Raw genomic sequence first — 26,895 nt, 5'->3', positions numbered from 1 at the left:
CGACGCTTCCCGAGCCGTCCGCCACGGACCCGTCCACCGAGCGTGGCGAGATGTTGTTTCACATCGGTGGCTGTACCAATTGCCACACCACGAAAAAGGGACCGCTGCTGGCCGGTGGCGATCCGATCGTTTCTCCCTTCGGCACCTTTTACCCGCCTAATATCACGCCCGATCCGAAAACAGGCATCGGCGGCTGGACCGAGGCGGACTTCATCAAGGCCATGAGGGAGGGCATTTCGCCCGAAGGCGAGCCATTCTACCCGGCCTTCCCCTTTACATCCTACACGAGGATGACGGACGAGGACCTGAAGGCGCTGAAGTCCTATCTGGACACCATGGAGCCGGTGGAGGCGACGACGCCGGACCATGTGTTGCGCATGCCGGTCTGGCCCAACCTGGAAATTCCCTTCGACGTCCGTTTCGCCCTGTGGGGATGGCGCTGGATGTTCTTCGAGCCAGCCCGGTTCGAACCCGATCCGGAACATGACGACCTGTGGAACCGGGGAGCCTACCTGACCGAGGGGCCAGGGCATTGTGCCGAGTGTCACACTCCGCGCAACATCTTCGGTGCGCTCGATACCAGCCGTTCCTACGCGGGCAATCCGGACGGAGCGGAGGGCGAGAAGGTCCCGGCGATCACCCACGATGCCGCGGGGATCGGCGACTGGAGTGCTGGCGATCTGGAGATGTTCCTCAATCTTGGAATGATGCCGGATGGCGATTTCGCCGGAGGCGGCATGGCGAAGATCATCGCCAACGATACTTCCAGGATTTCGGATGAGGACCGCAAGGCGATTGTCACCTATCTGATGGCCTTGCCCTGACAGCGTGCCGGCCCGGTCTTCACGTGATCGGCCCGGCACATGAACCGGGAGTCTTCCGCCTGTCATCCGATCTCCACCCGTCCCTGGCAATTGCGACGTTCCGGCGACTGGTGCCGGGGAGCAAATACCGGCATGATGCCGGTAAACATGACGCTTCGATCTTCCCTGTCATTCATTGAAAAGTCGGATCCATGCGCAAGTTCCTGACCACATTGCTCCTGATCGTCGTGCTGCTGGTGGTGGCTGTCGTCGCCGCGCCCTTTGTCCTGCCGACCTCTTTCGTGAAGGGGCAGATCGAGAGTCTCGCCAGCAGGGCGCTCGGGCGGAAACTGGTGATTGCCGGCGATCTCGATTACACGCTTCTCCCGCCGCTCACGGTCCATGCCACCAGCGTCAGCCTTGCCAATCGCGAGGGCGATGCCTACGCAACGATGGCATCGTTCGACGAACTGACGCTCGCGGTCGATGCGCTGGCGTGGTTTCAGGACCGGATCGATATCGGCACGTTGACGCTGGTCAAGCCCACGGCACATCTATCGGTCAACGAGAGCGGCGTACCCAACTGGCAGTTTTACCCGGATGCGCAGAAGGGTGACGAGCGGGAGCGTGGCGGCCATGGCGGCGGAAAGATGCCTCGACTGGTCGTGGGCAACATCCGTATCGAGGATGGTACTGTCACCTATGATGATCGGGTCCAGGGTATCAAGCGCGAGTTTGGCGGTATCCGCCTGACGATTGCCGGGGCGACGGATTCCCCCGCCATCGACATCAACGGCTCGGTCGAGCAGGGCGGCCAGACCGCCAGCGTCGAGGGCAAGGTCGCCGATGCCGGCAAGCTGGCAGAGGGAGGAGCGAGCGATGTGGAGCTCGCCTTCGACCTGCCGGGCGGGAAGGCATCGATGAAGGGAAACCTCGATGCCGGAGCGCACGCCGTCGATCTGAAGACGGTTGTCGACCTGACCGATCTGCGTGGTCTGGCGTCCTGGGCTGGAAAGCCTCTCGACCTGCCCGATGGCACGCTGAAGACCGTCAGTATCGATGCCGATGTCAAGAGCGGTCCCGACCATGTCGACATCAGTGGATTGAAGGCCAGTGTCGACGATCTCTCGGCGCAGGGCGATCTGTCGATTGCCCTGGGCGATCGTCCCAAGGTGACCGGCACGTTGTCCCTGGCAGCCATGGACCTCACTCCCTACTTGCCCGCAAAGAAAATGGATAGTGGCGGCAAGGGAGATGATTCGGCCGCCAGGGCGTCTTCCGGCTGGCCTGCGGATCCACTCGATTTGCCCCTGCCCCTGCCGGTCGACATGGATCTGACGGTCGATCACGCGGGCCTGAAGGCCGATCCGCTGGACCTGGGCGCGGGCAAGCTCCATTTGCTGGCAGACGCGAGCCATGCCGGCGTCGAGGTCAGCGATCAGACGCTCTATGACGGGACCCTGGCGGTCAATCTCGATGTCGTCGGCAGCGAGTCCCCTGACATGAAGGCGGACATCAAGGCCAGCGGCATCGACATGCTGCCCCTGCTCAAGAGTGTTGCACAGTTCGAGCGGTTGGCCGGCAAGGGTGACCTGCAGGTGGAGGTCGCCAGCAAGGGCAACAGTGTTCGGGCCCTGATGCAAGGGCTGGCCGGCAAGGGGCAGATCATGTTCCGCGACGGAGCCCTGATCGGCATCAATATCGGTGCGCTGATGCGCGAGATCCTGACACTGGGCGTGAGCAGTTCGGCAGGTGAGGCGCGCAACACCGATTTTGCGGAGTTGGGCGGCACATTCACCATCGACAAGGGCATACTGGACAACAGGGATCTGGCCCTGCGCGCACCGCTGCTGCGACTGAACGGGGCGGGTACGGTCGATCTTCCCGACCAGAAGCTCGACTACGCCATCGAACCCGAGGTGGCGTCGACCCTTCAGGGCCAGGATGCGAAGAGTGAACCGGACTTCCGGGCCGGTATTCCGGTGGCCATCACTGGCCCCTGGGCCGATCCAAGCGTCCAGTTGAAGATCAACGGGATTCTTTCGGGCAATGTGCTGGAGCCCGGTGGACTCACCTCCGCAGTGAGCAGCCTTGCCAAGGATCCCGCGGCTGTCGAGAATCTGGGCAAGAAGCTCGAGTCGATCGTCGGCGGCGGCTCCGAGAAAGGGCTGGGCAACGTCGTCGAGGGGCTGTTCGGGACGGATACATCGAATGGTACTCCCGCGAGCGGGAGTGCGGGTGCTGCAATGGGGCCTGCCGATGGCGCGGGCAGCGGGAGCAAGGTCGGGGACAAGCTGATCAACTCGCTGGGCAATCTGCTTGGGAAGAACTGACGGCGGGGCGTGGGGAATCGTCCGCCGATGCGGCCGTGCCGGGATGTAGGAGTTAAAGACTCGTTAACGTCGGCATGCTAGCTTGTCGGGATCACGCCTTGACGATCCGGTTTCCGACCGCGCGTACGGGCGACTGGCCGCGTCCGACCGGGAGGTGGGACAAAAGGGACCCTGCGATGAACATTGCGAGCTTGTGGCATCTTGCGGGCCTGCATGGGGTGTCGGCGTGTCGCTGGCCGCTGGCTTTTGTCCGTCTTGCCGGAGTGACCGGAGGAGCCACGGCAATCGAATATGCGCTGCTGGCGGCGGTAGTGGCGATTACGGCAGTGGCCGCGCTCGTCGGGTTCGGCGGCGAATCGAGCAGCCTGTGGACGTCGACGGGAACAGCGCTGGTGAAGGGCATGCGAGAGGCCATCAACTGAGATGGCCGCACGGCGCGAACCGCGACATTGTATCCATCGACGGCAAATCACGCTGAAAAACCGGACTTTTTAGTGAAACCTTAAGGGCATTCGGCGATCATCTCCTCCGTGCGAAGGATGGAGATCGGATATGTTCGCGGCTAAATTCCGGATGGGCCATGCGCTTTTCGATGCATTGCTGAGCGACGAACGTGGAAGCAATTCCATAGAATATGGCCTGCTGGGATCGCTTCTGGCCGTGATCTGCATCATCATTCTCACGCAGGTCAGCGATCAGATCGTCATCAGCTGGCAGAAGATCGGCGATACCCTGTCGGTGGCCAACACCCCCTGATCGACACGGGACACGGGATCGTGGCGATCCGGTATCATCGATATCTCTCCTGGTACCGGGACATTCTCCATCTGGCGTGAAGAGGGAAGTCAGGGGGGGAATTCGACCATGATCGGCCCGATATTGGTCTGTGCTTCGACGCGCAGGGGCACGCCACGCGCTACGGTACCGATCGGCATGGTCAGGAAGCGGCCGGCCAGCACGTCGAAGGGGGCCCTGACGGTGGTGATCGCCTTGCCGTCCGTTCGTCGGCTGACCACGAGATTCTCGACATGGAGATGGGCGGTGCCCGTGTTGGAAAGTTCGATGGCCGAGCTCATGGTGCCACTTTCACTGATCCGCCATTGCGGCTCGGGATGGGCACCTTCCGGCGTGACGAACACGGGCAAATCGAATTTCGTCGCGAACTCGACGTTGACGACGGTGACCTCCATCGAATTGGGGATCTCGCCGATTACCAGCCGGTAGGTTCTTTCCCGGTTGCTGGTCCGTTGCCGTTCGCGCAGGCGGATTTCCTGGCTGGCTCCTTGGGCAAGATGAAAGGAACGCGGTGAGACGAGAATGTCGCGTGCCTTGATCGGCCTCTGATCGCCCGTTGACGACGAATTCCACTGAAAGGCTTCGGCATGGATAATGGCGCTCGTCGCCGTGCCATTGTACAGAATCACGCTGGCAACCGGGTTTTCGTCGGACAGTTGGATACGTCCTGCCGAGATCGAAAAGGCCGCCGCGGCATGGGCTCCAAGGAGCCACAGACACAGTCCGGCCAAGGTGAAACGTGCCAGCCCCATCGGTCGGGACGTCACGCGCAGGGCTGTCGGGTTCGGATCGTGCAGCTGCCGTGACGGTAGAACAAGGAAGTGCTGCGGAAAACAACGGGAGTCATCATGATCGTAATATTCGTCCGCTGAGCGTGGGCACATTCGGCGAACGACTTATCTACCACAAAGGGAATTGAAAAAGCCACAGATTGTTTTGTTATAGAAATTATACCTATATTAGGCTTATTGTCAAATTGACCGCATCAGGATCAAACCGTCACAGTGGCTGTCCGTCCGTACTTCGGTGCGATCACCGGCGGACAACCCGTAACGCTCCAAACTCGGGAAATTGATGATGGACAAACCGTTGCAGGTAACGTTTCACAATCTCGAACACAGCGACGCGGTCGAGGACGAGATACGCGACCGGATGAGAAAATTGAGCGAGGTCTGTGACAGGATTACCTCCGGCCGGGTGGTCATCGATAGTCCACATCGTACCAATCAGAGGGCGAAATCCTTTACGGTAAGCATAGAATTGGGACTGCCCAGAAACGAGATCGTCATCAAGCGCGACCCCGTGACGGATATTCATTCGGCCGTGGCCGATGCATTCGACACGGCCAGGAGGCGGCTGAGAGACTATGTGGAGAAAAACCGGGGCAACTAACTGATCGCCGGATGTGGCGGCTCCCGCAGTGCACCGGCCCCGGGATTCCGGGCGGGTACGTTCGCGCATTTCCATGAACCGCCCCGCCGTTCGGATCGCAGCATCGGAGCGGCGGAGCAGGGCTGCCGAGGAAAACGGGCAGGACGCCGGAAGAGCGATTCCGCCCTTTTCCGATCGAGGGTGCTTCCTGATCGGGAAACGCTCTAGACCACGCCGTCGATGGCGGTCATGAGGCTGGCGCGGTCGATGGGCTTGGTGACGTAGCCGTTCATGCCGGCCCGATAGCAGGGTGCGTCATCGCCGCGCATGGCATTGGCGGTGATGGCGATGATGGGAATGGCCGACTTCGTCGCATCGGCCAGTTCGCGGATGCGACGGGTTGCATCGAGCCCGTTCATCACCGGCATCTGGATGTCCATCAAGACGAGGTCGAACTGGCCGCTTTCGACCATCCGCACGGCCTCCTGACCATCGGCGGCGATCTCCACGGCATGCCCGGCTCGCCGGAGCATGATCGTCGCGAGCTTGCAGTTCACCGGGTTGTCGTCGGCGACGAGGATGCGAAGCGGCTTGCGCTTGTGATCGGAGAGGGAATGAATGGTGAGCAGGCCACCCTCGACCGGCCCGGCGCGCAGTTGCTGCAGGCAGTCGAGCAGGGTGCTGGCCGTCAGCGGCTTGGGCAGATAGGCGTCGAAACCGGCCTCGCGCGCGCGCCTGGCATCGCCGCGCATGCCCGATGCGACCAGCAGGACGAGACGGCTGTTTTCCATGCCAGCAACCGTCCGCGCCTTCTCCCCGATGGCGTCCCCGCTACCTTCATCGACCGACCGGTCGATGAGCACGAAGTCGAACGGCTCGCCGCGGTCCGCTGCATCCTGGATGGCGCTGAGGGCCTCGATGGCGGAAATGGCGCCGCGTACATGCATATTCCAGAGCGAGCCGAGGTCGATGACGGTTTCCCGACTGCGCTTCTGGGCATCGACGACGAGCATGGTGGTGCCGGCAAGATCGGCCCGGCTGATCGTCGGCGCGTCTTCGTCGCCCGCCGCATCGAGCTGGACGCTCGCATCGAAGCGACTGCCATGTACGCCGTCGCTGTGGACGCTGATTTCGCCGCCCATGGCCCGAGCGAGCCGCTGGGCGATCATCAGCCCGAGGCCGTTGCCGCCGTAGAGGCGCGGTATTCCGGCATCGGCTTGAGCAAAGGCGGAAAAGAGCCGTTCCTGCACGTGATGGGGAATACCTGCTCCGGTGTCGCTCACCGACATGAATAGAACTGTGCGGTCATTTCGAGCCGTTTCCGCGCGGACCTGAACGACCACTTCCCCCTGGCTCGTGAACTTGATGGCATTGCCGGCAAGATTGATCAGCATTTGTCGCAAACGACCCGGATCGCCCCGAAGAACGCCCGGCAGGGCATCGCTGAGCTCGATGCGGAACTCCAGTCCCTTGCGGGTAGCCCGGTTCCGCAGGAGTGTTCCCAACCGGTCGAAAAAGGGGCGCAGCGAGAAGTCCACGCTGACAAACTCGATGTTGCCGGCGTCGATACGCGACAGATCGAGAATATCATTGATGATGGAAATCAACGCCTCGGCCGAGTCGACCACCGCCTCGACATAGGCCAGTTGCTCCGGGTCGAGTTGGGTCTCGCGCAACAGGCGAGCCATGCCCAGAACGCCATTCATCGGCTCGCGCAGCTCGTGGCTCATGGTTGCGAGGAACGTGGCGCGAGCTTCGTTGGTCTCTTCGGCGGCCCCGACAGCCTGTTCGAGCCCGGCGATCCGTGATCGCAACCGGGCAATCAGGCAACTCCCGTCATCCACCGGCGGTCGTGCTGCCGGATGTCCCGGGGAATGTGATGAGGAAGAGGGAGTTTCCGCCATGCCAGCAACCTGAGGTGAATGATTTGATAATTCTACTTCTGGTAGAATTAAAAAACCATTAATCCCATTCGGATTGCATTGGCAATACCTGACCCCGAACATCGGCACGATCCCTCACGGTCACAAGGAAACCGCGCGGATGTTCGCAAGTCAGTCCGTCAGACCGTGACGGAAGGCTCAGGCATGGACGTTATCGTCAACCAGCAGCAGGTCGAGTCCGTCCTGATAGTAAAGTTTCAGGCCATTGCCGAACGCGATGTAGTGGAAGCCGGTAACATCGTCGCCGTTGACCGTGACATGGCGGCCCACCTCGCCGCGATCCACCGGGCTGATATCCGTAACCACCGCCAGCCTCGGCAGGTGGGAATCATTGAAGAGGACCACCTCGCCATTGGTATCCTCGATGAGGTCGGTCAGCCGCAGCGTGAGGCGACTGCTGTCGCCAACATCACCGGAAGTCTGCCGAATTTCCTGCTCGAAGACATCTGCCAGAATATCCGTGAAGGATATGTCCTTGCTTATCCGTGCCTGTTGATTTGCCATGACTCGTCACCAGTCGCGTTGGTTACTCGGCCCTATTGCTGAGAAGCCTTTTGGTTGGGCGATACGACAGGGGCTTGCCCCTCCCGGATCGTCGTTAGTCGGTTAACCTTAATTTAAGGTTAACGACCACTCTATCGCGCATGAAGCGACCCACGCGCAAGTATGAAAGAAAAATAACAGTACCAAGTTATGCAGCTACCTGTGGTTAAAGACGCCCCATGGTGCATACGCCTGTAAGGTTGCACAAGAGTATCGCTTTTCGCTATATTTCGCGCTAAATTTTTGTATAATAAGATGCGGGTCCGAACAGCCGTCGGGAGAAATTCCCGCGGGCGCGAATATCCTGCCACGGGTCGTCCAGACCCGCTGACAATCATTCACCTCATGGGTTCAAGCTCGGCGTATCAGAAAGCGATCGATGACCTATGGTTCGACGGCATCGCCCAAGCGGACGCTTTCGTGGGCGGTCCAGGCCTCGGCTGTTGTCGGGGCGGTGCGGTTCAGCGCCCATCCGGCCGCGATGCCGATGATCGCAATCATCACGAATGCGGAATACATCGCCCTCATGACATGCTTCCCTGCCGCGATGGTCCATTCTGCATGTAGTCCTGCGCCTTGCGCCCGGTTACCTTTTCAAACCACAGGTCATGATGCTCGACGGCCCATTGCACCTCGACTTCGCCCGATCCCATGGCATCGAAGGCGCCTTCCATGCCGACCGAGCCGATATAGATGTGCGGCACGATGATGGCCATGAAGATGAAGGCGATGACAGCATGCCACGTCTGTGCCAGCTGCATTTCATGCTGGGGCGACATCACCTCGGGCAGGTGCGTGCCGAAGATGCCGTTGATCCAGGCGAAGGTCCCCGGGAACAGGTGGAGATCGAAGGGGAACAGCAGGGACAGTCCCGACAGGGAAATCGAGACACCCAGCAGCGCCACTGCCCAGAACACCATCTTCTGCCCGGCGTTGAACTTGCCCGCATGCGGGTGCGAGTTCTTCGAGAACAGTCCGCCACCCTTTGCAATCCATTGCAGGTCGACGCGCCGGGGAATATTGCGTCCGGCCCAAAGCACGAAGATCAGGATCAGTCCGGCCATGAAGGCCCATGAGACGTTGTTGTGGACCCACTTGCTGCCGATGGCGACGGGCGAGTAGGCGGCATGCCCGATCAGCGGAATCAGGGCAATCCGCCCGAACAGGGTCAGCAGACCGGTAACAGCCAGCAGTATGAAGCTGCCCGCCGTCAACCAGTGACCGAAGCGTTCGATAAAAGCGAAGCGTTCAATCGTTCGACCCGTTTTCCGCCCCTGGATGCGGATGCGGCCCCGGAACAGGAAGAACGCGGCCACAACCGCCAATGTACCCACCAGCAACCAGCCGCCCCAGTGCAGCAACGGTCCGCTGCGGAACTGCAGCCACGGCATGCCGCCATCCTGGATCAGCGTTCCGGTGGCCGGTCCGCGAACCTGGGTGTCGGTGTCGGCCTGACCGTTGCGGATCGCCGACCAGATCTCTGCATCGTTGTGGGCCCCGCCCACCGCCAGCGGGCCGATGGCGGCTTCCGGGTTGGCCGCCGCCGGAGTGCTGGCCGGATCGACCGGCATGGTGGCACCGGGCGTGCCGCCGAACAGGACTTGCTTCAGCAGCGTTTCGGCGGATTCACTGGCCGGCTTCTGTCGTGCCAGTACATCGCGCAGCGTATCCCCAGGCATTTCGGCTGTTGCCGGGTCATTCAGCCGCACGGACGATGAAGCATCACTCGGGTCCGACATCCGGGTGACCGCCCATTCGGCCTTCGGCTGGCTGGAAATTTCGAGTGCGCGTTCATCGGGCGCAGGCGGCCTGACCGATGACGATGGCTGCCCGATCGGTTCCATGAGCGTCGGTCGCTGCACGTCCCGGCCGAAATCGCCCTCGTTCACCGTCTGAGCCTTGCCGGGCACGGCGAGCCCAAGGACCATGGCCAGCCCGAGGGCAAGACAGCGGATTGGCATCGGCATGGCAGCCTTCTCCCTCGTTGCGATCAGTTGCCGGTCGGCGCAGTGCCGGATGCATCCCGGGACGTATCGACTGGCTGTGGAGGGGCGATCGACGCATCGGGCAGTGACGCATCCGGACCATCGCCATAGGCCTGTTTCCAGCCCCAGGCACCCGTCCCGAAACCGCGAGCGATCACCCGTTCGCGGTAGATCGCGCTGACCATGTCGCCATCACCGGCGAGCAGCGCCTTGGTCGAGCACATCTCGGCACAGATCGGCAGCTTTCCCTCGGCAATGCGGTTGCGGCCGTACTTGCGGAACTCGGCTTCGGATCCGTCGGGTTCGGGACCGCCGGCGCAGAATGTGCACTTGTCCATCTTTCCGCGACTGCCGAAATTCCCGGCCTTGGGATATTGCGGCGCGCCAAAGGGACAGGCGTAGAAGCAGTAGCCGCAACCGATGCACAAATCCTTGGAATGCAGCACGATCCCGTCGGGCGTCTGGTAGAAGCAGTCGACCGGACAGACCGCCATGCAGGGTGCATCGGAGCAGTGCATGCAGGCGACCGAGATCGAACGTTCGCCAGGCTTGCCGTCATTGATCGTCACGACCCGGCGGCGGTTGATGCCCCATGGAATTTCATGCTCGTTCTTGCAGGCGGTGACGCAGGCATTGCACTCGATGCAGCGTTCGGCGTCACACAGGAATTTCGCGCGTGCCATGTCGTGTTCCTCCTTACGCAGCCGAGATCTTGCAGAGCGTGGCCTTGGTTTCCTGCATCTGTGTCACGCTGTCATAGCCATAGGTCTGGGCGGTATTGCTCGATTCACCCAGGACGATCGGGTCCGCACCCTCGGGATATTTCGAGCGCAGGTCCTTGCCTTCGAAGAAACCGCCGAAGTGGAAGGGCATGAAGGCCACACCCGGACCTACCCGCTCGGTGACCATGGCCTTGACCCGGACCTTGCCGCCCTCCGGACCCTCGACCCAGATCTGCTGGCCGTCACGGATGCCGATATTGCCGGCGTCCCTAGGATTGACCTCGCAGAACATTTCCTGCTGTAACTCCGCCAGCCAGGGATTCGACCGGGTCTCGTCACCGCCACCCTCATATTCGACCAGTCGGCCCGAGGTCAGGATGATCGGGAATTTCTCCGAGAAATCGTTCTTCTGGATCGATTCGTACATGGTTGGCAGACGATAGAACTTTCGATCCTGATAGGTCGGGTAGTCTGCAACCAGATCGCGACGGTTGGTGTAGAGAGGTTCGCGATGCAGCGGGATGGGGTCGGGGAAGGTCCAGACATTGCAGCGAGCCCTGGCGTTGCCGAAAGGAGCGCATTCATGGAGGATCGCCACCCGCTGGATGCCGCCTGAAAGATCTGTCTTCCAGTTGATCTTGGCGACCTTCTCATTGAAGTCCGATGGCAACGGCATGGCCTGTGCGTCATCGACCTCGTCGGGGTTCCCCTGCATCGATTCGATGCCCGCGACCTTGCCGACCACGTATCTTTCGCGGTTGGTCAGGTCCTTGTCCCAGCCGAGCTGAACCAGCATCTCGTAGGTGAATTCGGGATAGCCATCCTCGATCTCGCTGTTCTTCGAATAGACACCGTCGGCCAGCAGGTTCTCGCCGTCGCGTTCCACGCCGAAACGGGCACGGAAGGTCAGGCCGCCCTCGCTGACAGGGATCGACATGTCGTACAGGTTGGGCGTGCCCGGATGCTTCATCTCCGCAGTACCCCAGCAGGGCCAGGGCAATCCGTAGTAGTCGCCGTCGCAGGGCCCGCCACTGGCGCGCAGCGTGGTCTTGTCAAAGGTGTGCTGGTTGGCCATGTGCAGCTTCAGCCGCTCCGGGCTCTGGCCGGTATAGCCGATGGTCCACATGCCACGATTGAACTCGCGGGTGATGTCCTCGATGACCGGCTCGTCACCTTCGATGGCAATGTTGCGGAACAGGCGGTCGGTGTAGCCGAACTTGTCCGCGAACAGTTTCATGATGACGTGGTCGGGCTTGCTTTCGAACAAGGGAGCCACGACCTGGTCGCGCCACTGGATCGAGCGGTTCGAGGCGGTGACGGACCCGCGGGTCTCGAACTGGGTTGCTGCCGGCAGCAGGTAAACGCCGTCCTTGCGGTCATGCAGCACGGCGGAGACGGAAGGGTAGGGGTCGATCACCACCAGCATGTCCAGCTTTTCCATGGCCGTCTTCATCTCGGCCATGCGGGTCTGGCTGTTGGGCGCATGTCCCCAGAAGACCATCGCGCGCACATCCTGAGGCTGGTCGATGTTGGCGGGGTCCTCCAGCACGCCGTCGATCCAGCGGCTGACCGGAATGCCGTTCTCGTTCATCAGCGGCTTGTCGTTGCCATCGGCGTCCTTGATGACGGCAAAGCGCGATTTCAGCCAGTCCAGGTCCTCCTCCCAGACACGCGCCCAGTGCGCCCATGCGCCGTCGGACAGGCCATAATATCCGGGAGTGTCATGCGACAGCACGCCCAGATCGGTCGCACCCTGCACATTGTCGTGGCCACGGAAGATGTTGGTGCCGCCACCGGAAACCCCCATGTTCCCCAGCGCGAGCTGCAGGATGCAATACGCCCGGGTGTTGTTGTTTCCGTTGGTGTGCTGGGTACCGCCCATGCACCAGATCAGGGTGCCGGGACGATTGTGCGCCATCAGCCGGGCAACACGTTCCAGCTGGGCACCGGGTACACCGGTGACACGCTCGGTTTCCTCGGGTGTCCATCGCGCGACCTCGGCGCGGACCTGGTCCATGCCCCACACACGTGTGCGGATGAACTCCTTGTCCTCCCAGCCATTCTCGAAAATGTGCCACAGGATACCCCAGACCAGGGCGACATCGCTGCCGGGCCGGAAGCGGACATATTCGTCGGCATGGGCTGCCGTGCGGGTGAAACGCGGATCGCAGACGATCAATGGGGCGTTGTTTTCTTCCTTGCCCTTGAGCAGGTGCTGCAACGATACCGGATGGGCTTCCGCGGGGTTACCGCCGATGATCAGGATCGCCTTGCTGTTGTGGATGTCGTTGTAGCTGTTCGTCATCGCACCGTAGCCCCAGGTGTTCGCCACACCCGCGACCGTGGTGGAGTGACAGATCCGGGCCTGGTGATCGACGTTGTTTGTGCCCCAGTAGGCCGCAAACTTGCGCATCATGTAGGCCTGTTCGTTCGAATGCTTGGCGCTGCCCAGCCAGTAGACGCTGTCGGGACCGCTCTCCTCGCGGATTTTCAGCATGCGGTCCGTGATTTCGCCGAGCGCCTCGTCCCAGCTCACCTTCTGCCACTCACCGCCGACCAGCTTCATGGGGTATTTCAGGCGCCGCTCGCCATGCGCATGTTCGCGCACGGATGCGCCCTTGGCACAGTGGGCGCCCAGATTGAAGGGGCTGTCGAAACCCGGTTCCTGCCCGATCCACACGCCATCTTGAACCTCGGCCAGCACGGTGCAACCGACCGAGCAATGGGTGCAGACGGATTTTATCGTCCTGATCTCGCCGGCGGTGGCTACGTTCTGGGCATGGGCGCGGGTGACCGTACCCGCCCCAACGCCGCCGAGTGCCGCCATGCCGCTCACCGCCAGTCCGGAGCGTTGCAGGAAACTGCGGCGGCTGACGGGTGACTTTGCGGCTGATGTCGCAAAGGGCGGAACGGCGCCAAGGCGTGGTGTGCCATCTGTCTTGCGCTTCAGCATCTGTGCTCTCCCTGATCAGGCCGCATCAAAACCGGGCAAGTTCATAGTAACGCCGGACATGCGCCGTGTCCTGCATGCAGGCGTCTCCCCGGTCGGACTTCCTCACCGGTGCGGCCTCGGCACCATCGCTGGTCAGGACGACAACGGCAGCCACGGGTGCGCCGGTTGCCGTCATCTTGAGGAAATCCCGGCGGTTGGCGGGTTTCTTGTGGCTCATCGTTGGCTCCTTTTCTCAAGCTCCGCCCAGGCGGAAGGCTTCTTTCTCGATGTCGACGAAGATGCGGCCGATGCGACCGACGGGAGCATAGAGCGCGGCCCCCTTCGCGTGTTCGAGGTCGTCGAAGAAATGTCCCGCCCAGGGCGCCAGGTGACGGGTGAAGAACTGCCCCTGTTCGGCCAGCGGTGCCGGATCGGCAAACCGGCCCTCGATCAGTGCGGCCATCATGTCGCACAGACTGGCAATGTTGTCTTCGGGTTCAAATATGTCATCAGCGCGGCGCATGTCATGTGTGGCCATGTCGCGGCGCAGGCTGGCCAATGGCTTCTCGTTGAGGAAGCCCGTCAGATAGACACTCGCGTAGGGCAGGAGCTCACCGCGACCCAGCCCGATGAACAGTGCATTGAATTCGCGCGCGGCCGCTTCGGGGGATGTCGTGCCCGCGCGTGCCGCCAGATCGGCGATCGCCTGACCCATCGGGCCGTCATCGCCGGTCAGGGCCGAAGCCTGCGCCAGCCTTTCGGCACCCGGCGGCCGGGCCAGAAATCCCGCGAGGAACCCGTAGAAATCGGCACGCATGGCCTCTTCGGCTGGCAAGGCGGCGGTCCGGGTCATGCGCCGTCCTCGTGAAAGCGGAACTGCATGTGTCGCGGCATCGGTGCGGCAGGTTCCGTCGATGCCACTGGCGATGCCGGCGGCGACAGTGTCCCGGGGGCAGCGGACTGCCGGATGCGTGATACCCGGCTTCGCTCCAAGGATCCGCTCGGCTGGCCGCTATCTGCGACCTGCTCGATAGCGCCGTCGTCGGCGAGTTTGTCGGTATCGTGACGGGCACGAGCCGTGACATGGTCCAGCATACCTCGCCCCACCTGATAGGCCGTGCGCATTCCCGGTACCACGGTAGCGGTGTCGGAAAAGTCCTCGCCATGATCGACCAGACCGTCCAGATTGGCCAGTACCGGGCTGGATCGCCACAGGGTACGCAAGGCCCGACGGCGCAGGAACTCCGGTACCTCACGGCGCAAAAACGCGGAGAAATCATCACCTGCGGTCATGTCGTCGGGATCGGGCAGTTCCAGACTAGCGAGCAACTCGGACTCGGTCATTCCTTCCTGCACCAGGCGTAGGGATGCCAGTTCCCGTGCCTCGATATCCATCGTTTCCTTCGCCGCAACGGCAGCACGGCGGCGGGACCAGAAATCGGTCATCAGCCGGCCGCCTTTCGTTGTTCGGGATGGGGGGCACGATAGACATCGCTGACCTGCCGGATGCGCGGATCGCCTATTCCGTCCTCGACCAGATCGACGCGCTTGCTGTCGCGCCTGCGCTTGACAAAGGCTTCGTTCCGATGATGCGTGTCGATGAAATCCTTGACCCAGGCGACCAGAGCGGGAGGCATGGGGACATATTCCAGTATTGCCTCGCCCGCATCCCCGTAGTCCTGCCCTTCGTGAACGGATGCGGTGATATGGGTCGGGCGCCATGGCATCACGGCGTCAGGGCGGTTGTCGGGCTGCATCACCACGGTAACGCCGGGCACTCGGGATTCCAGCGCGAGGCAATAGGCTTCCGTATCCGACGACCACAGCTCCAGCGGGAGAGTGGCGGCATGGTACTCGACGGTATCACCTTCGCGCCGCAGTTCCCGCCAGTCGGCCTGCGCGGCGCCCGGCAGGACGGCACTGACCCGCCACGACCACCTGGCCCAACGTGTCACGCCGGGTGCGCGACGCACGACGATTCCCACCGGCAGATGGGCGCGGACCAGCGCCATTTTTACGGTTCTCCATCCGGTTTTCGGCCACATCCAAGCGCGAACAGGTTTCCAAAACCCGCAAAGGATTGCAAGGAAACTTCCGTTCATGCAAGAAAAGTTGAAGCTGGGGAGATATTTCCCGTCGTTTCCCATATTCCTTGAGGTCGGAAGCGGTTCATGCTTAGTCCGGATGGGTCAACAAACAGACGCATCCATGAACCGAACGATTCTTCTGTGCAACTGTGCTGCCAGCCAACCGGTCGATGCCGACCGGATCGCCGCCGCAACCGGCCGTACGGTGTCGCGTGTCCACTCGGCCCTCTGCACGACCGAGATGGAGCAGGTGCTGACGGCACTCCGTGAGGGGGAGATCGTGATCGCCTGCGGGCAGGAAGCGGCCCGCTTCGGTGCGATGGCCGCAGGAGTTGGGCGACCCGTGCCGCAGTGCGTGGACATCCGCGATCGTGCCGGCTGGAGCGACGACGCCGATCCCGCGCCCAAGCAGGCCGCCCTTCTGGCCGAGGCGCTGTTGCCTGCAGCGGAAACGCCGGTCATGGACGTCGAGAGCGGCGGAACGGTGCTGGTCGTTGGCGATGCCGGTCCCGCGCTGGCCGCGGCAGAGGTGCTTTCGCGGACGATGGCGGTGACCGTGTTGCTGCCGGCGACACCGGATCTGGTCGAAGCGCCTGCCGCCTTCCAGGTCGTCGTAGGACGCCTGGCCGGCGTGACAGGCAGCCTTGGGCGCTTTTCCGTCCGGATCGACCGGTTGCAGATGCTCGATCCCGCGGGGCGTGGCCCACCGCGCTTCACCGGACCGAGGGACGGAGCCCGGTCGAATTGCGATGTGGTGGTGGATCTGTCGGGCGACAGGCCGCTGTTTCCCGCGCATGAAAAACGCGACGGTTATCTGCGTGCCGATCCGGACAGCCCCCGTGCGGTGGCGGAGCTGCTGGCCGACGCTGCACAGATGGTGGGCGTGTTCGAAAAGCCCTTGCACATTCGTGTCGATCCGTCGTCCTGTGCCCATTCCCGTGCCAGCAAGACCGGATGTACCCGGTGCCTGAATGTCTGCCCGACCGGTGCGCTTGCGCCCGAGGGGGATCATGTCGTTGTCGATCCGCATGTCTGCGCTGGTTGCGGCGGTTGCTCCTCTGTCTGCCCATCAGGTGCCATCACCTGTGAGACACCGCCTCTGGCTCATCTGCTGCGCCGGCTTGAGGTGCTGGCCGCGACCTACCGCAGGGCCGGCGGCAGGTCTCCGCGCCTGCTCGTTCACGACGATCACGGGGCGCAGATGATCCGCCTTTCCGCCCGTTCGGGAAGGGGGCTGCCTGCCGATGTCCTGCCGCTGGAGATCACCGCATTGAACGCCTTCGGCCATGCCGAGGCGCTGGCATCGCTGGCGCTGGGCTTCGCGTCGGTGACGGTTCTGCCCGGTCCGCGTACCGAAGTCGGACCGTTGCAGGACGAACTGGCGCTGGCCCGTGCGATGGGTGCCGGGGATCGCCTGTCGCTGCTGGATGTGGCCGATCCGGATGGGTTGTCCGATGTGCTTTATGACGGGAATACCCCCGACCCCGTGGCGCCGGTTCTGCCGATGGGCAATCGCCGCCAGATCGCCCGGCTGTCGGCAAGGGCGCTTGGCCTCACCGACCCGGTGCCGTTGCCTGCCGGGGCTCCCTATGGCGAGGTGGTGCTGGATCGTGGCGCCTGTACGTTGTGCCTGTCCTGCGTCTCGCTATGTCCATCGGGGGCGTTGATGGACAATCCCGAACGTCCGCAACTGCGCTTCCAGGAGGATGCCTGCCTGCAGTGCGGTCTGTGCGTCACGATCTGTCCGGAAGGCGCAATCGGGCTGAATCCGCGCTTCGATCCCCGTGATGGGGCGCTTTCGGCGCGCATCCTGCACGAAGAAGAGCCCTTTGCCTGCATTGAATGCGGCAAGCCGTTCGGGACGGCGTCGACGATCCGCCGGATCGTCGAGAAGCTGGAAGGCCAGCATCCGATGTTTGCCGGCAGCGTGCAATCGCGGCTCATCCGGATGTGCGAGGATTGCCGGGTCGAGGCCCACTTCCGCGGTGAAAATCCCATGGCGATGGGACTGCGTCGCCCGCGTACGACCGAAGATTATCTCAGAAGGGATGAGACGGATGAATGACGAATTCAATATGTCGATGCGCAAGTTCCTCAAGCAGGTTGGCGTGACGTCGCAACAGGTGATCGAAGAAGCTGTGCGCAACGCCGAAGCAAGGGGTCCGTTCAAGGTCAAGGTGGTGCTGACCGTTGAAGAACTCGATCTGGAGCATGTCGTCACTGGTGAAATTATGGGGCCTTCCGATTGAGCCTGACGCGAGATGACGTCCTCGCCGCGCTGAAGACCGTTACCGACCCGCTTTCCGGTCGGGACATGGTGGACGCCGGTCTGGTCCGTGCGCTGATGGTCGATGGCGATTCCGTGCGGTTCGTGATGGAGATCGCCCAGCAGGCCGCTCCCCAGATGCAGGCGGTGAAGGCCGCTGCGGAAGAGGTGTTGCACCAGATGGGAGCGAACCGGGTGGCGATCGCGATGACGGCGCATTCGCAGCGGCCGCCACCGGATCTGGGGCCGGCCGCGACGTCGGGTCCCGAACCGGTTCCGGGTATCCGGAACGTGATTACCATCGCATCCGGCAAGGGCGGTGTCGGCAAGTCCACGGTGGCTGCCAATCTGGCAACGGCACTGGCCGCCGAAGGGCGCCGCGTGGGGCTGCTTGATGCCGATGTCTATGGTCCCAGCCAGCCCCGCATGCTGGGTGTGAGCGGCCGCCCGGCCAGTCCCGATGGCCGGACCATCCTGCCGTTGCGCAACCATGGCGTCACGCTGATGAGCCTCGGCCTGTTGACCTCGGAGGACGAGGCCGTGATCTGGCGCGGCCCGATGCTGATGGGGGCTCTCCAGCAGATGCTGTTCCAGGTGCAATGGGGAGCGCTCGATGTCCTGATCGTTGACCTGCCTCCCGGAACGGGCGACGTGCAGATGACATTGGCCCAGAAGGTGCGCGTCGATGGTGCGATCATTGTCTCGACCCCGCAGGACATCGCCCTGCTGGATGCGCGCAAGGGGATCGACATGTTGCGCAAGATGCACGTGCCGATCCTTGGACTGGTCGAGAACATGTCGGTCCATGTCTGCGCGACCTGCGGCGCGCGCGAGCACATCTTCGGCGATGGCGGCGTGAGGGCCGAGGCGGAACGTCTGGGTGTGCCATTGCTGGTCGAAATACCGCTGCATCTGTCCATCCGGACTGCTGCCGATGGCGGTGCGCCGATCGTCGTCAGCGATGCATGCAGCGAGCAGGCCAGGAGCTTCCGCGAACTTGCCCGCCGGCTGATCGGGGTCGGCCACGCATGATGTCCGGTCCGTCGCGACACCGGCCGGGCCCGGTACCCGATCTGCCGCCGCTGATGTCCGCACTGGCCTGTGTCGACGAACCGATGCAGGTTGCCCGCGGGCGGGCCATGGCGGGCGTGGACGCGGGTCTGGTATGCTGGCGGGAAACCGCCCGGACCTTGCAGGCGGCGATGGTCCTCGCCCCTGACGTGGCATTGGTCCGTGCGATGGCGGCATTGCCGGCCTGTATGGTCGGGATGCAGAATGCGATCGGCAGTCTCGGCCCGAGCGAATTGCAACTCCTGCTGGGGCGGGATGGCGTCCTGTGGCTCAACGGTGCCCGGGCAGGCGGGTTTCGCGTGGCGGCGGCAACATGCGATCCGGCGGTCGTCCCGGACTGGCTGGTGGTCGGTTGCGACGTGACACTGCGTTCCGCGAACGGAACGGAAGGCGGCGAGATGCCGGGGCAGACTTCGCTGGCCGGGGAAGGGTGTCCGCTGACAGCATCCGACCTTCTGGGCGCATGGGGCCGCCACAGCCTTTACTGGCTGTCGTGCCTGGACAACCGGCTGGGTCGCTCCGTTTTGATGCGCGAATGGCAGGGGTTGTGCATGGAACGGGGCGAGGGCGGTTGCCCGGGGCTTGACGGGGACTTCGCAAGGACTGCCTTGCAGGGTGAAGCTGCGACCGCCGAGCCCCTGTCCGCAATTCCGGAGACCTGACATGTACCTTGCCCGTGCCGTGCATTTCGACGAAAGTGACAGTCGTATCTTTCATCGCCCGGCGGTGACAGGCGAATGGGCGATAAGCGGCGGGTTCGAATTTTCCAACTGGACCGACGCCGATCTGAGCGGCAAGGCGCGCCAGGCCTTTGCCAATGGCTGGTTGGGGCTGGACAGCTTCGGTCGCGTCACCTTCGTTGCCGTGACACGAATCACGCCTGGCGAATGTGCAGCGCTGACCCATCGGCTGGCCGGGCATTTCGTCAGCCACTACGGCGCCCCTTCGATTGATGTGGCCTTGCCGGTCGCCGGGGAGGAGATGCGCCACATGACCGACCTTTGCGCCGATCACGACCCCAACACCGTGTTGACGGTTGCCCGCAGCCTGACCTCTGCCGGCGTGCGTGAGGAATATCGCTGGATCAGACCGCAGGAAACCCGGCTGCAAGCCTTTGCCGTCCACGCCAGTCCCGATGGTGGCGGGCAGTCATAGGACAACGGCTCGGTCAGGAGATTGGGCAATCAGACCGAAGAACAGCAGCCTGGCCCGGAATTGCGACGTCCGGACGCTTCAGGGAGATCGTCGACGGCCCATCATGATCTTGCGCTAGAAAAGAAGTGGCTCAGTTCCCATTAGCTGTTGTTCATGTTATGTTCTCCATGAATTTGGGAGAACCGACTGATGCGCAATGAGGAATTCGAACTGTTTCTTTCGATGGTTGCTCGCCTTGACGGTAACCGGTGCAAAAGTCCGGGCGGACTGGATTTTTGAGGCTTGATCTGCGCGCATGGAATAAGAATATGTTCTCGATTCCCAAGAGCGATGGGACGTGATTCAAGTTTGTTATGTCCAAGCCCAATGCCACCAACCTCGCCACACTCGGCCTTGATGATCTCCGCGATTTGGTTGCGGCGCTGCTGGAGCGCGTCGCTTTGCTGGAGGCGGAGAATGCAGCATTGCGGGATGAGATTGCCCGGCTCAAGGGGCTGAAAGGGCGGCCGAAGATCAAACCGTCGGGGATGGCAGCGAAGGCCGGAACATCGACGGCCACAGGCAAGCGAGGCGGCAAGGGCAAGCGGGGTGGTTCGTCGAAGGCCAGCCGGCGGGTTCCTGTGGTGAGCGAGGAGCAGAAGCTCGGGGTTGAGGCGCCGCCCGGCTCGCGGTTCAAGGGGTATGAGGATTTTGTCGTGCAGGATCTGCGGCTGGAGAGCCGGGTGATCCGCTATCGCCGGGAGCGCTGGATGACGCCGGACGGGCGAACGGTGACAGCGCCGTTGCCCCAGGGCTTGTGCGGGCATTTCGGGCCTGAACTGGTGCGGTTCATCATTCTGCAGCACGTCCAGGGCCAGGTCACGACGGAACGCTTGACGGCGATGCTGAACGAGATCGGCATCGTCATTTCCAAGTGCCAGGTCATCCGGCTGTTGAACAATGATCCAGGCGATTTGCATGACGAGGCCACGGAGCTGTTCCGCGCCGGTCTCGAGAGCGCGAAATGGATCACCGTCGATGACACCGGCGCCCGGCATGGCGCCAAAAACGGCTTCACCACCCAGATCGGCGATGACCGCTTCACCCACTTCGCGACGACGTTTTCCAAGAGCCGGGTGAATTTTCTCGAACTGCTGCGCGCCGGTCATGGCGGTTATGTCCTCAATGACGACGCCTTCAGCTACATGCGCAAACATGCGCTGGCAGGCTCCGTGATCGCCCGGCTGGAGGCGCATGACACCAGGACATTCGCCGATCGCGGCGCCTTCTCGGCCCATCTGGGCGAACTCGGTATCGATCAACTCGATGTTCACCCCGACCCGGTCAAAATCGCCACCGAGGCCGCACTGTGGGGCAGCATCCACCACCACGGTCTGCTGAACGATACCGTCATCGTCTCCGATGGCGCCGGACAGTTCCGCGTCGGCCAACATGCACTCTGTTGGGTTCATGCCGAGCGCCTGATCCACAAGCTCGTCGGCTTCAATGAAAGCCAAAGACGTGCCATCGATCTCCTCCGCCAGCTCGTCTGGTGGTTCTACGCCGATCTCAAGGCTTACAAACAAGCCCCGCAAAGGTCGCGAGCTGCCCAGCTCCGTGCCCGCTTCGACCGCATCTTCAAGCGCAAGACCGGTTTCGCCACCCTCGATCGCCTGCTCGCACGCCTGCATGCCCGCAAACCGGAACTCCTCCTGGTCCTCGACCGACCCGAAATCCCCCTGCACACCAACGGCTCGGAAAACGACATCCGCTGCCACGTCACCAAACGCAAGATCTCCGGCGGCACCTGGTCCGATGCCGGCCGTCAGGCACGCGATACCCTGCTCGGCTGCATGAAAACCTGCCAGAAACTCGACGTCTCCTTCTTCCAGCTCCTCGGCCACCGACTCGCCGTACCATACACGACAGAAATCCCACCACTCGCCCAGCTCGTCACCGCCGCCAAGGTCTGATCGCCCGGACTTTTGCACCGGTTACCCTTGACGTTGAGCAGAAACAACGGCTCGAAGCGGCGCTTGCCGGTGGCGGGGACGAGGCGGTGGTGATCGGGCTTCTGGAAGCTCGCCTTCGCCCGGAACCGGCCTGCCCGCATTGCCGGGCGGAAGGTTCGAAGCCGTGGGGCAGGAGTCACGGGTTGCGGCGTTTTCGGTGTGCGACCTGCGGCCGGACGTTCAACGCGCTGACCGGCACACCGCTGGCGCGCCTGCGCAGGAAGGCGCAATGGTTGAGCTTCACCGCCTGTCTTTCCCGAAGTGACACTGTTCGCAAGGCAGCGAAGATCTGCCGGGTGGTGGTGGCGACGAGCTTTCGCTGGCGGCATCGCTTTCTTCGGGCGGGCGTGGCCGATGCCGAGGCGCTTTCGGGTATCGTCGAAGCCGACGAGACCTTCTTCCGGCGTTCGTTCAAGGGGTCGCGGTGCTGGCGAAAGCAGGCTGATCCGCCGCCGCGACCGCCCAAAAGACGCGCCACACCGGCCCGCAAGCGCGGCTTGAGCGACGAGCAGGTACCTGTGCTGGTCGCCCGCGACCGCACCGGATCGACACGCGCGGCGGTTCTGGCCGACCGTAGTGCCGATGCCATCGACGCCGCCATCGGCGCCAGCCTGCCCGCCGACGGCGTCCTATGTACCGACAGCCACGCGGCCTTCCGCCTGGTTGCCGATCGTCACGGCATCCATCACGAGCCCGTCAACAGCCGCCACGGCGAGCATGTCCGCGACAAAAGCTGGCACATCCAGAACGCCAACGCCCGCCACAGCCGCCTCAAGAGCTGGATCGCCGCCTTCAACGGCGTCGCCACGAAATACCTGCCGAACTATCTGGCATGGCACCACGTGCTCGACAAAAAGCCCGATGTTCCGGACCATCGTGAATGGTTGCGGTTGGCCATCAACAGCTAAACTAAAATAGGAGATCCCCCGGCTATGCCGGGGCGGCAGCCCGAGTTTGACGTTTCCGGCAGTCCATCGCCGGGTTTCTTTCGTTTGCCACCACGCATACGGAAGGAACGTCAGCGATGGACACGTATCAGAGCCTAAGTCACAGCGTTTGGGACTGCAAATATCATGTCGTCTTTATCCCGAAATGCCGACGCAAGACGCTGTATACAGGCCTGCGCCCACATCTCGGCGCGGTTTTTCGACAGCTAGCCAAACAAAAGGAGAGCAAGGTCATAGAAGGTCATCTGCTACCGGATCACGTCCACATGATGCTCGCCATTCCCCCCAAATATGCTGTCTCCAATGTCGTCGGCTTCATCAAAGGGAAGAGCGCCATTCACTTAGCCCGTGTTTATGGCGAACGCCGACGCAATTTCGTTGGCCAACATTTCTGGGCAAGAGGATATTTTGTCAGCACGGTCGGGCGAGACGAAACGGTCATCCGCGACTACATTCGCAATCAGGAGAAGGAAGATCGCCGGCTCGATCAACTCGCGCTGTTACCCTGAACATGCCGCCTTCAGGCGGCGAACAGATTGCGGCCGCGCAGCGCCGCAAACCGCCGCTTTGAGCGGCTCTCAACCAAAGCCCCCGGCTCTGCCGGGGGATATTTACTGCGAACTGAGCCAAAGAAGTTGCCCGCTGGAACACGAGAGACCGATGGCCTCACCGTTCAACAGGAAATATCTGGTCGGAGTGGGGTGATTCGAACACCCGACCCCTGCCTCCCGAAGACAGTGCTCTACCAGGCTGAGCTACACTCCGTCGACCAGCGGCGCCGGGTATAGTGGAGTTGCGCGGTGGCGGCAAGGGGGATTGGCAGGGTCGGCACGACAAAGGCGTGCATCCATGATCCGGTTGGTTGACGATCGGGAAAAGGTCGGCCAAGCCAGTCATGTCGTCGTGTCGCAACGGGACGGGTGCGGTGGATATCCAGACATTGCTGTCGGTGAAGACGGGAGGTGTGCTGGCGGCACTCCTCCTGTTCGGTCTGTGGGAACGCGTGCGACCTGCCGATCCGCGGCCCCTGCTGTTGCGTGCGGGGCATGCCGGCCGGGCTGCGTGGCAGCGGCTCGGACGGCATGCGGCGCTGGTGACGGTGAATGCGGCAGCGGGACCGCTCATCGTCCTGCCGGTGACATGGTGGGCAGCGGGGTTCGATCTCGGCTTGCGGCCCGCATGGTCGGGCTGGCCGCTCGACATCCTCGTGCTCGACCTGTGGATCTATGCCTGGCATCGGGCCAATCACGAGGTCCCGTTCCTGTGGCGCTTCCATCAGGTGCATCATCTGGATGAGTTGCTGGACACCACCAGCGCCTTTCGTTTCCACGTCGGGGAAGTGGTCCTCTCCGCACTGGTCCGGGCGCTGGTGGTGATCCTGTTCGGCATGCCGATGGCATCGGTGATCCTGTTCGAGACCATCGTGCTGGTCTGCGCCATCTTCCATCACAGCGATGCCGCCCTGCCGCCATGGGTGGAGCGCCGGCTGTCGAGGATCATCGTCACGCCCGGGATCCATTGGGTCCACCATCACGCGTTGCGTCGGGACACGGACAGCAATTACGGTACGCTGTTCAGCTTCTGGGACCGCATCTTCGGCTCGCGCAGTGCGACACGACGTTTTTCCGGGATGAAGCTGGGGGTGGAGCGGATGCGCGAGCGGCCGCTCCTGCGCCTGCTGATGGCACCCTTCGGTTCTCAGGGGCAGGCGAATCCGGCACCGCGATCGGATCGCCAGTAGATCGACCAGAGAATGATGCCGCGTGTCCCCATGTAGATGAGGAAGGCCGCCCACAGGCCGTGATTGCCCATGTGAGGCAGGAATGCGGCGGTGAGCGCCACGAATACCAGGGCCGACAGCAGCATGGCGTTGCGCAACTCGCGGGCCCGGGTGGCGCCGAAGAATATGCCGTCCATGACGAAGGCCCAGACCGACACCAGCGGCAGTGCCATGACGTAGGGCAGGTAGATGCGGGCGGTTTCGCGCACGGATTCGATGGTGGTGAGCAGATCGACGATGGTCGTGCCGAAGGCGATGAAGCCCGCCGTGATGAGCAGGGCGAGAAGGCCGGCATTGACAAAGCCCGCAATGGCTGCGTCCCGGAGTTCGGGACCCGAGCGGCGGCCGACGGCCCGTCCGGTCATGGCCTCGGTCGCATCGGAAAAACCGTCGAGACCGTGGGCCTGAAGGGTGAAGAAGTTCATCAGCACGGCATTGGCGGCGAGGATGAGTTCGCCCTGGCGCGTACCGAGGGCGGCAAAGCCGATGAATACCGTTTCCATGACCAGCGTACGCAGCACGAGATCGCGGCTGAGACGGAAGAAGCGCCCGAGCGCCGCGGGATCGACGATGCGCCGCCAGGGCAGGGGCGCGCGCGGCAACAGGCGAAGTTGTCGACGGGCCAGGAGCAGCGCGATGGCCAGGGCCGTGTATTCTGCGGCCACGGTGGCCACGGCCACGCCCTCCACGCCATAGCCCAGCTTCAGGACCAGCACGATGTCGAGCACGGCGTTCAGGCCGTTGGCGGTGAGCATCACCAGCAGCGGCAGCAGTGGACGCTGTTGGCCGAGGAACCAGCCTACCGACACCTGGGTGAGCAGGATCGCCGGAATGCCGGCGATGCGGATGGCGAGGTAGGTATCCATCCCGGCGGCAACAGCCTCGCCCGGTGCGAAGACCAGGCGCGCGCCGCTCATCAGCGCGGGGGCCGTGCCGAGGATCAGCAGCGAGGTCACGAGGGCCACCAGGGCCGCGCGCAGCGGCACGATGCGCAACTGGTCAGGATCCTCCGCGCCGAAGGCCTGTGCCGTGAGGCCACCTGTGCCGATGCGCAGAAAACCGTTCAGCCACATCAGGGTACTCATGATGACGGACCCGAGAGCGACCGCTCCCAGATGGTGCGGCTCCGGCAGGCGCCCGATCACGGCTGTATCGACCATGCCCAGCAGCGGCACGGTGGCGTTGGACAGGATCAGGGGCACGGCGAGGCGGAAGGACTGGCGATAGGGAGGCACGACAGGGGCGGTCCGTTCATTCTCGGGACCCCGTGGCGTACGCTGTCACTCTCACCATGGCAAGCCGTCATGTCGTATCGACGGATTGGCGCTCACAACACCGCCAGTCTCTCGTGACCCATGGAATAAGGATGGATATCCCCGAGCAGGAAACTGTCGCCCGATCGCTGCGGATACCCTAACGTCGACCTTCTTCAGGAAGGGGAGAATCGGCCCATGTCACTGCATCTCTGGCTGGCCTTTGTCATCGCGGCGAGCGTCATTCTCATCATTCCGGGGCCGACCGTGGTCTATGTCGTCGCCGTGGGGCTCACTCGCGGGCGCAGGATGGCGCTGAGCGCGGTTCCGGGCGTCGTTGCCGGCGATCTGGTGGCGATGGCGCTTTCCCTGGCCGGTGTCGGCACCATTCTGGCGCTGTCGGCTACCATCTTTTCCATCGTCAAGGTCGCGGGTGCCGCCTATCTGGTCTGGATCGGCATCAATCTGTGGCGCGATGCGGGCCGGCTGCATGCATTGTCCGATGATGCCCGGCGTGCCCGGCCCGAGAATCCCTCGATGCGGGCGTTCTGGATCACCATGCTCAACCCCAAGAGCATCCTGTTCTTTGTCGCCTTCATGCCCCAGTTCGTGGTTCTCGACCGTCCCCTCATCCTGCAATTCGCCATTCTGGGCGCGACTTTCCTTCTCCTCGCGGCGATCAATATCGCCGGCCATGCGCTGCCGTTTCCAGCGTGGCGGAGCGCTTTGCCTGGTGGCGGCCGGTGTGCTGTCATTGTGGCATGACGCCACTGACGCCACGGTGGAAGCGTCATCATCGGCCGCGCCCGTGCAATAGGTTTTTTCCCGTTTGGGCAGGATTGCCCAAACGACCGGGAAAGGCGCGGAAACGGAAGGCGCAGCGGACTGCAACCGGGTGTCGCTGCCAGCGGAAAGGCT

The 26,895-nt window shown here is 62.9% G+C and carries 26 protein-coding genes, 1 tRNA gene and 1 pseudogene; 15 read left to right on the top strand and 13 right to left on the bottom strand.

Annotation, left to right across the window (positions count from 1 at the left end):
• The first annotated feature begins 50 nt into the window (after positions 1-50).
• From H6851_00700 to H6851_00685, 4 genes are all read left to right on the top strand, one after another.
• Complete coding sequence (locus H6851_00700; protein ID MCB9942126.1) at positions 51-824, top strand: cytochrome c; 774 nt, start codon at positions 51-53, stop codon at positions 822-824.
• Between the two features lie 191 nt (positions 825-1,015).
• Positions 1,016-3,136 carry an AsmA family protein gene (locus tag H6851_00695; GenBank protein ID MCB9942125.1) on the top strand — a complete coding sequence of 707 codons (2,121 nt, stop codon included), beginning with the start codon at positions 1,016-1,018 and terminating at the stop codon, positions 3,134-3,136.
• Positions 3,137-3,312: 176 nt separating this feature from the next.
• Positions 3,313-3,558 (top strand): hypothetical protein, encoded by a 246-nt coding sequence (locus H6851_00690; protein ID MCB9942124.1) that lies wholly within the window; start codon positions 3,313-3,315, stop codon positions 3,556-3,558.
• Positions 3,559-3,688: 130 nt separating this feature from the next.
• Complete coding sequence (locus H6851_00685) at positions 3,689-3,892, top strand: Flp family type IVb pilin (protein ID MCB9942123.1); 204 nt, start codon at positions 3,689-3,691, stop codon at positions 3,890-3,892.
• 89 nt (positions 3,893-3,981) lie between these two features.
• Here the strand turns inward: H6851_00685 and H6851_00680 are convergent, their stop codons facing one another.
• Entirely contained in the window at positions 3,982-4,698 is a 717-nt protein-coding gene (locus tag H6851_00680; protein MCB9942122.1) for a molecular chaperone, read from the bottom strand.
• 307 nt (positions 4,699-5,005) lie between these two features.
• On the opposite strand from H6851_00680, the gene H6851_00675 reads away from it, so the two are divergent.
• Positions 5,006-5,323, top strand: a complete 318-nt coding sequence (locus tag H6851_00675) for a ribosome-associated translation inhibitor RaiA (protein MCB9942121.1) — start codon at positions 5,006-5,008, stop codon at positions 5,321-5,323.
• 203 nt (positions 5,324-5,526) lie between these two features.
• Here H6851_00675 and H6851_00670 read toward each other — a convergent pair whose 3' ends face one another.
• The 10 genes and pseudogenes from H6851_00670 to H6851_00625 all read right to left on the bottom strand — a co-directional run bounded on the left by H6851_00670 (position 5,527) and on the right by H6851_00625 (position 15,439).
• Complete coding sequence (locus H6851_00670; protein MCB9942120.1) at positions 5,527-7,146, bottom strand: response regulator; 1,620 nt, start codon at positions 7,144-7,146, stop codon at positions 5,527-5,529.
• Positions 7,147-7,383: 237 nt separating this feature from the next.
• A complete protein-coding gene (locus H6851_00665; protein MCB9942119.1) occupies positions 7,384-7,749 on the bottom strand; it encodes a hypothetical protein in 366 nt (121 codons plus the stop codon).
• A 423-nt stretch (positions 7,750-8,172) separates the two neighbouring features.
• Positions 8,173-8,316 (bottom strand): hypothetical protein, encoded by a 144-nt coding sequence (locus H6851_00660; protein MCB9942118.1) that lies wholly within the window; start codon positions 8,314-8,316, stop codon positions 8,173-8,175.
• Positions 8,313-9,467, bottom strand: coding sequence for a formate dehydrogenase subunit gamma (locus H6851_00655; protein MCB9942117.1), 1,155 nt, complete (start codon positions 9,465-9,467; stop codon positions 8,313-8,315). The genes H6851_00660 and H6851_00655 overlap by 4 nt, the downstream gene beginning before the upstream one ends.
• Before the next feature lie 425 nt (positions 9,468-9,892).
• Positions 9,893-10,456 (bottom strand): annotated as a pseudogene (locus H6851_00650) (4Fe-4S dicluster domain-containing protein).
• A gap of 13 nt (positions 10,457-10,469) precedes the next feature.
• Positions 10,470-13,448: a formate dehydrogenase subunit alpha gene (locus tag H6851_00645; protein ID MCB9942116.1), complete on the bottom strand. Its 2,979-nt coding sequence runs from the start codon at positions 13,446-13,448 to the stop codon at positions 10,470-10,472.
• A gap of 25 nt (positions 13,449-13,473) precedes the next feature.
• A complete protein-coding gene (locus tag H6851_00640; protein MCB9942115.1) occupies positions 13,474-13,665 on the bottom strand; it encodes a twin-arginine translocation signal domain-containing protein in 192 nt (63 codons plus the stop codon).
• Between the two features lie 15 nt (positions 13,666-13,680).
• Positions 13,681-14,280 carry a molecular chaperone TorD family protein gene (locus tag H6851_00635; protein MCB9942114.1) on the bottom strand — a complete coding sequence of 200 codons (600 nt, stop codon included), beginning with the start codon at positions 14,278-14,280 and terminating at the stop codon, positions 13,681-13,683.
• Positions 14,277-14,873 (bottom strand): DUF3306 domain-containing protein, encoded by a 597-nt coding sequence (locus tag H6851_00630; GenBank protein ID MCB9942113.1) that lies wholly within the window; start codon positions 14,871-14,873, stop codon positions 14,277-14,279. The genes H6851_00635 and H6851_00630 overlap by 4 nt, the downstream gene beginning before the upstream one ends.
• Positions 14,873-15,439 carry a DUF3305 domain-containing protein gene (locus tag H6851_00625; protein MCB9942112.1) on the bottom strand — a complete coding sequence of 189 codons (567 nt, stop codon included), beginning with the start codon at positions 15,437-15,439 and terminating at the stop codon, positions 14,873-14,875. Before H6851_00625 ends, H6851_00630 begins: the two co-directional genes overlap by 1 nt.
• 196 nt (positions 15,440-15,635) lie before the next feature.
• Here H6851_00625 and H6851_00620 point away from each other — a divergent pair, with 196 nt between their 5' ends.
• The 8 genes from H6851_00620 (at position 15,636) to tnpA (ending at position 23,453) form a co-directional block, all read left to right on the top strand.
• Positions 15,636-17,579 carry a 4Fe-4S binding protein gene (locus H6851_00620; protein ID MCB9942111.1) on the top strand — a complete coding sequence of 648 codons (1,944 nt, stop codon included), beginning with the start codon at positions 15,636-15,638 and terminating at the stop codon, positions 17,577-17,579.
• Positions 17,572-17,763 (top strand): hypothetical protein, encoded by a 192-nt coding sequence (locus H6851_00615; GenBank protein MCB9942110.1) that lies wholly within the window; start codon positions 17,572-17,574, stop codon positions 17,761-17,763. Before H6851_00620 ends, H6851_00615 begins: the two co-directional genes overlap by 8 nt.
• Complete coding sequence (locus H6851_00610) at positions 17,760-18,812, top strand: Mrp/NBP35 family ATP-binding protein (protein ID MCB9942109.1); 1,053 nt, start codon at positions 17,760-17,762, stop codon at positions 18,810-18,812. Before H6851_00615 ends, H6851_00610 begins: the two co-directional genes overlap by 4 nt.
• Complete coding sequence (locus H6851_00605) at positions 18,809-19,513, top strand: hypothetical protein (GenBank protein MCB9942108.1); 705 nt, start codon at positions 18,809-18,811, stop codon at positions 19,511-19,513. The genes H6851_00610 and H6851_00605 overlap by 4 nt, the downstream gene beginning before the upstream one ends.
• Before the next feature lies 1 nt (position 19,514).
• The gene (locus H6851_00600) at positions 19,515-20,006 is read left to right on the top strand and encodes a hypothetical protein (GenBank protein ID MCB9942107.1); all 492 of its coding nucleotides are present in this window, start codon (positions 19,515-19,517) and stop codon (positions 20,004-20,006) included.
• A gap of 353 nt (positions 20,007-20,359) precedes the next feature.
• Positions 20,360-21,958, top strand: coding sequence for a transposase (locus H6851_00595; GenBank protein ID MCB9942106.1), 1,599 nt, complete (start codon positions 20,360-20,362; stop codon positions 21,956-21,958).
• A gap of 89 nt (positions 21,959-22,047) precedes the next feature.
• Positions 22,048-22,905, top strand: a complete 858-nt coding sequence (locus H6851_00590) for an IS1595 family transposase (GenBank protein ID MCB9942105.1) — start codon at positions 22,048-22,050, stop codon at positions 22,903-22,905.
• Positions 22,906-23,021: 116 nt separating this feature from the next.
• The gene (gene tnpA / locus H6851_00585) at positions 23,022-23,453 is read left to right on the top strand and encodes an IS200/IS605 family transposase (protein ID MCB9942104.1); all 432 of its coding nucleotides are present in this window, start codon (positions 23,022-23,024) and stop codon (positions 23,451-23,453) included.
• A 179-nt stretch (positions 23,454-23,632) separates the two neighbouring features.
• Here tnpA and H6851_00580 read toward each other — a convergent pair.
• A tRNA-Pro gene (locus H6851_00580) sits at positions 23,633-23,709 on the bottom strand.
• A gap of 130 nt (positions 23,710-23,839) precedes the next feature.
• Between H6851_00580 and H6851_00575 the strand changes: the two genes are divergently transcribed.
• The gene (locus H6851_00575) at positions 23,840-24,685 is read left to right on the top strand and encodes a sterol desaturase family protein (GenBank protein MCB9942103.1); all 846 of its coding nucleotides are present in this window, start codon (positions 23,840-23,842) and stop codon (positions 24,683-24,685) included.
• Here the strand turns inward: H6851_00575 and H6851_00570 are convergent.
• Positions 24,643-25,959, bottom strand: coding sequence for an MATE family efflux transporter (locus H6851_00570; GenBank protein ID MCB9942102.1), 1,317 nt, complete (start codon positions 25,957-25,959; stop codon positions 24,643-24,645). The genes H6851_00575 and H6851_00570 overlap by 43 nt on opposite strands.
• A 216-nt stretch (positions 25,960-26,175) precedes the next feature.
• Between H6851_00570 and H6851_00565 the strand changes: the two genes are divergently transcribed.
• Entirely contained in the window at positions 26,176-26,742 is a 567-nt protein-coding gene (locus H6851_00565; GenBank protein ID MCB9942101.1) for a LysE family translocator, read from the top strand.
• Positions 26,743-26,895 lie beyond the last annotated feature (153 nt).

The sequence above is a fragment of the Geminicoccaceae bacterium genome (assembly GCA_020638465.1).
Lineage (GTDB): Bacteria > Pseudomonadota > Alphaproteobacteria > Geminicoccales > Geminicoccaceae > JAGREO01.
The sequence above is the reverse complement of the archived record's forward strand: the minus strand, read 5'-3'. Positions and strand labels throughout refer to the sequence as shown.

Excerpts from the sequence above, each read along its gene's own strand:
- H6851_00700 (MCB9942126.1), top strand. The coding sequence starts at position 51 with ATGTTGTTTCACATCGGTGGCTGTACCAATTGCCACACCACGAAAAAG.
- H6851_00695 (MCB9942125.1), top strand. The coding sequence starts at position 1,016 with ATGCGCAAGTTCCTGACCACATTGCTCCTGATCGTCGTGCTGCTGGTG.
- H6851_00690 (MCB9942124.1), top strand. The coding sequence starts at position 3,313 with ATGAACATTGCGAGCTTGTGGCATCTTGCGGGCCTGCATGGGGTGTCG.
- H6851_00685 (MCB9942123.1), top strand. The coding sequence starts at position 3,689 with ATGTTCGCGGCTAAATTCCGGATGGGCCATGCGCTTTTCGATGCATTG.
- H6851_00675 (MCB9942121.1), top strand. The coding sequence starts at position 5,006 with ATGATGGACAAACCGTTGCAGGTAACGTTTCACAATCTCGAACACAGC.
- H6851_00665 (MCB9942119.1), bottom strand. The coding sequence starts at position 7,749 with ATGGCAAATCAACAGGCACGGATAAGCAAGGACATATCCTTCACGGAT.
- H6851_00660 (MCB9942118.1), bottom strand. The coding sequence starts at position 8,316 with ATGAGGGCGATGTATTCCGCATTCGTGATGATTGCGATCATCGGCATC.
- H6851_00655 (MCB9942117.1), bottom strand. The coding sequence starts at position 9,467 with ATGCCTGGGGATACGCTGCGCGATGTACTGGCACGACAGAAGCCGGCC.
- H6851_00645 (MCB9942116.1), bottom strand. The coding sequence starts at position 13,448 with ATGCTGAAGCGCAAGACAGATGGCACACCACGCCTTGGCGCCGTTCCG.
- H6851_00640 (MCB9942115.1), bottom strand. The coding sequence starts at position 13,665 with ATGAGCCACAAGAAACCCGCCAACCGCCGGGATTTCCTCAAGATGACG.
- H6851_00635 (MCB9942114.1), bottom strand. The coding sequence starts at position 14,280 with ATGACCCGGACCGCCGCCTTGCCAGCCGAAGAGGCCATGCGTGCCGAT.
- H6851_00630 (MCB9942113.1), bottom strand. The coding sequence starts at position 14,873 with ATGACCGATTTCTGGTCCCGCCGCCGTGCTGCCGTTGCGGCGAAGGAA.
- H6851_00625 (MCB9942112.1), bottom strand. The coding sequence starts at position 15,439 with ATGGCGCTGGTCCGCGCCCATCTGCCGGTGGGAATCGTCGTGCGTCGC.
- H6851_00620 (MCB9942111.1), top strand. The coding sequence starts at position 15,636 with ATGAACCGAACGATTCTTCTGTGCAACTGTGCTGCCAGCCAACCGGTC.
- H6851_00615 (MCB9942110.1), top strand. The coding sequence starts at position 17,572 with ATGAATGACGAATTCAATATGTCGATGCGCAAGTTCCTCAAGCAGGTT.
- H6851_00605 (MCB9942108.1), top strand. The coding sequence starts at position 18,809 with ATGATGTCCGGTCCGTCGCGACACCGGCCGGGCCCGGTACCCGATCTG.
- H6851_00600 (MCB9942107.1), top strand. The coding sequence starts at position 19,515 with ATGTACCTTGCCCGTGCCGTGCATTTCGACGAAAGTGACAGTCGTATC.
- H6851_00595 (MCB9942106.1), top strand. The coding sequence starts at position 20,360 with ATGTCCAAGCCCAATGCCACCAACCTCGCCACACTCGGCCTTGATGAT.
- tnpA (MCB9942104.1), top strand. The coding sequence starts at position 23,022 with ATGGACACGTATCAGAGCCTAAGTCACAGCGTTTGGGACTGCAAATAT.
- H6851_00575 (MCB9942103.1), top strand. The coding sequence starts at position 23,840 with ATGTCGTCGTGTCGCAACGGGACGGGTGCGGTGGATATCCAGACATTG.
- H6851_00565 (MCB9942101.1), top strand. The coding sequence starts at position 26,176 with ATGTCACTGCATCTCTGGCTGGCCTTTGTCATCGCGGCGAGCGTCATT.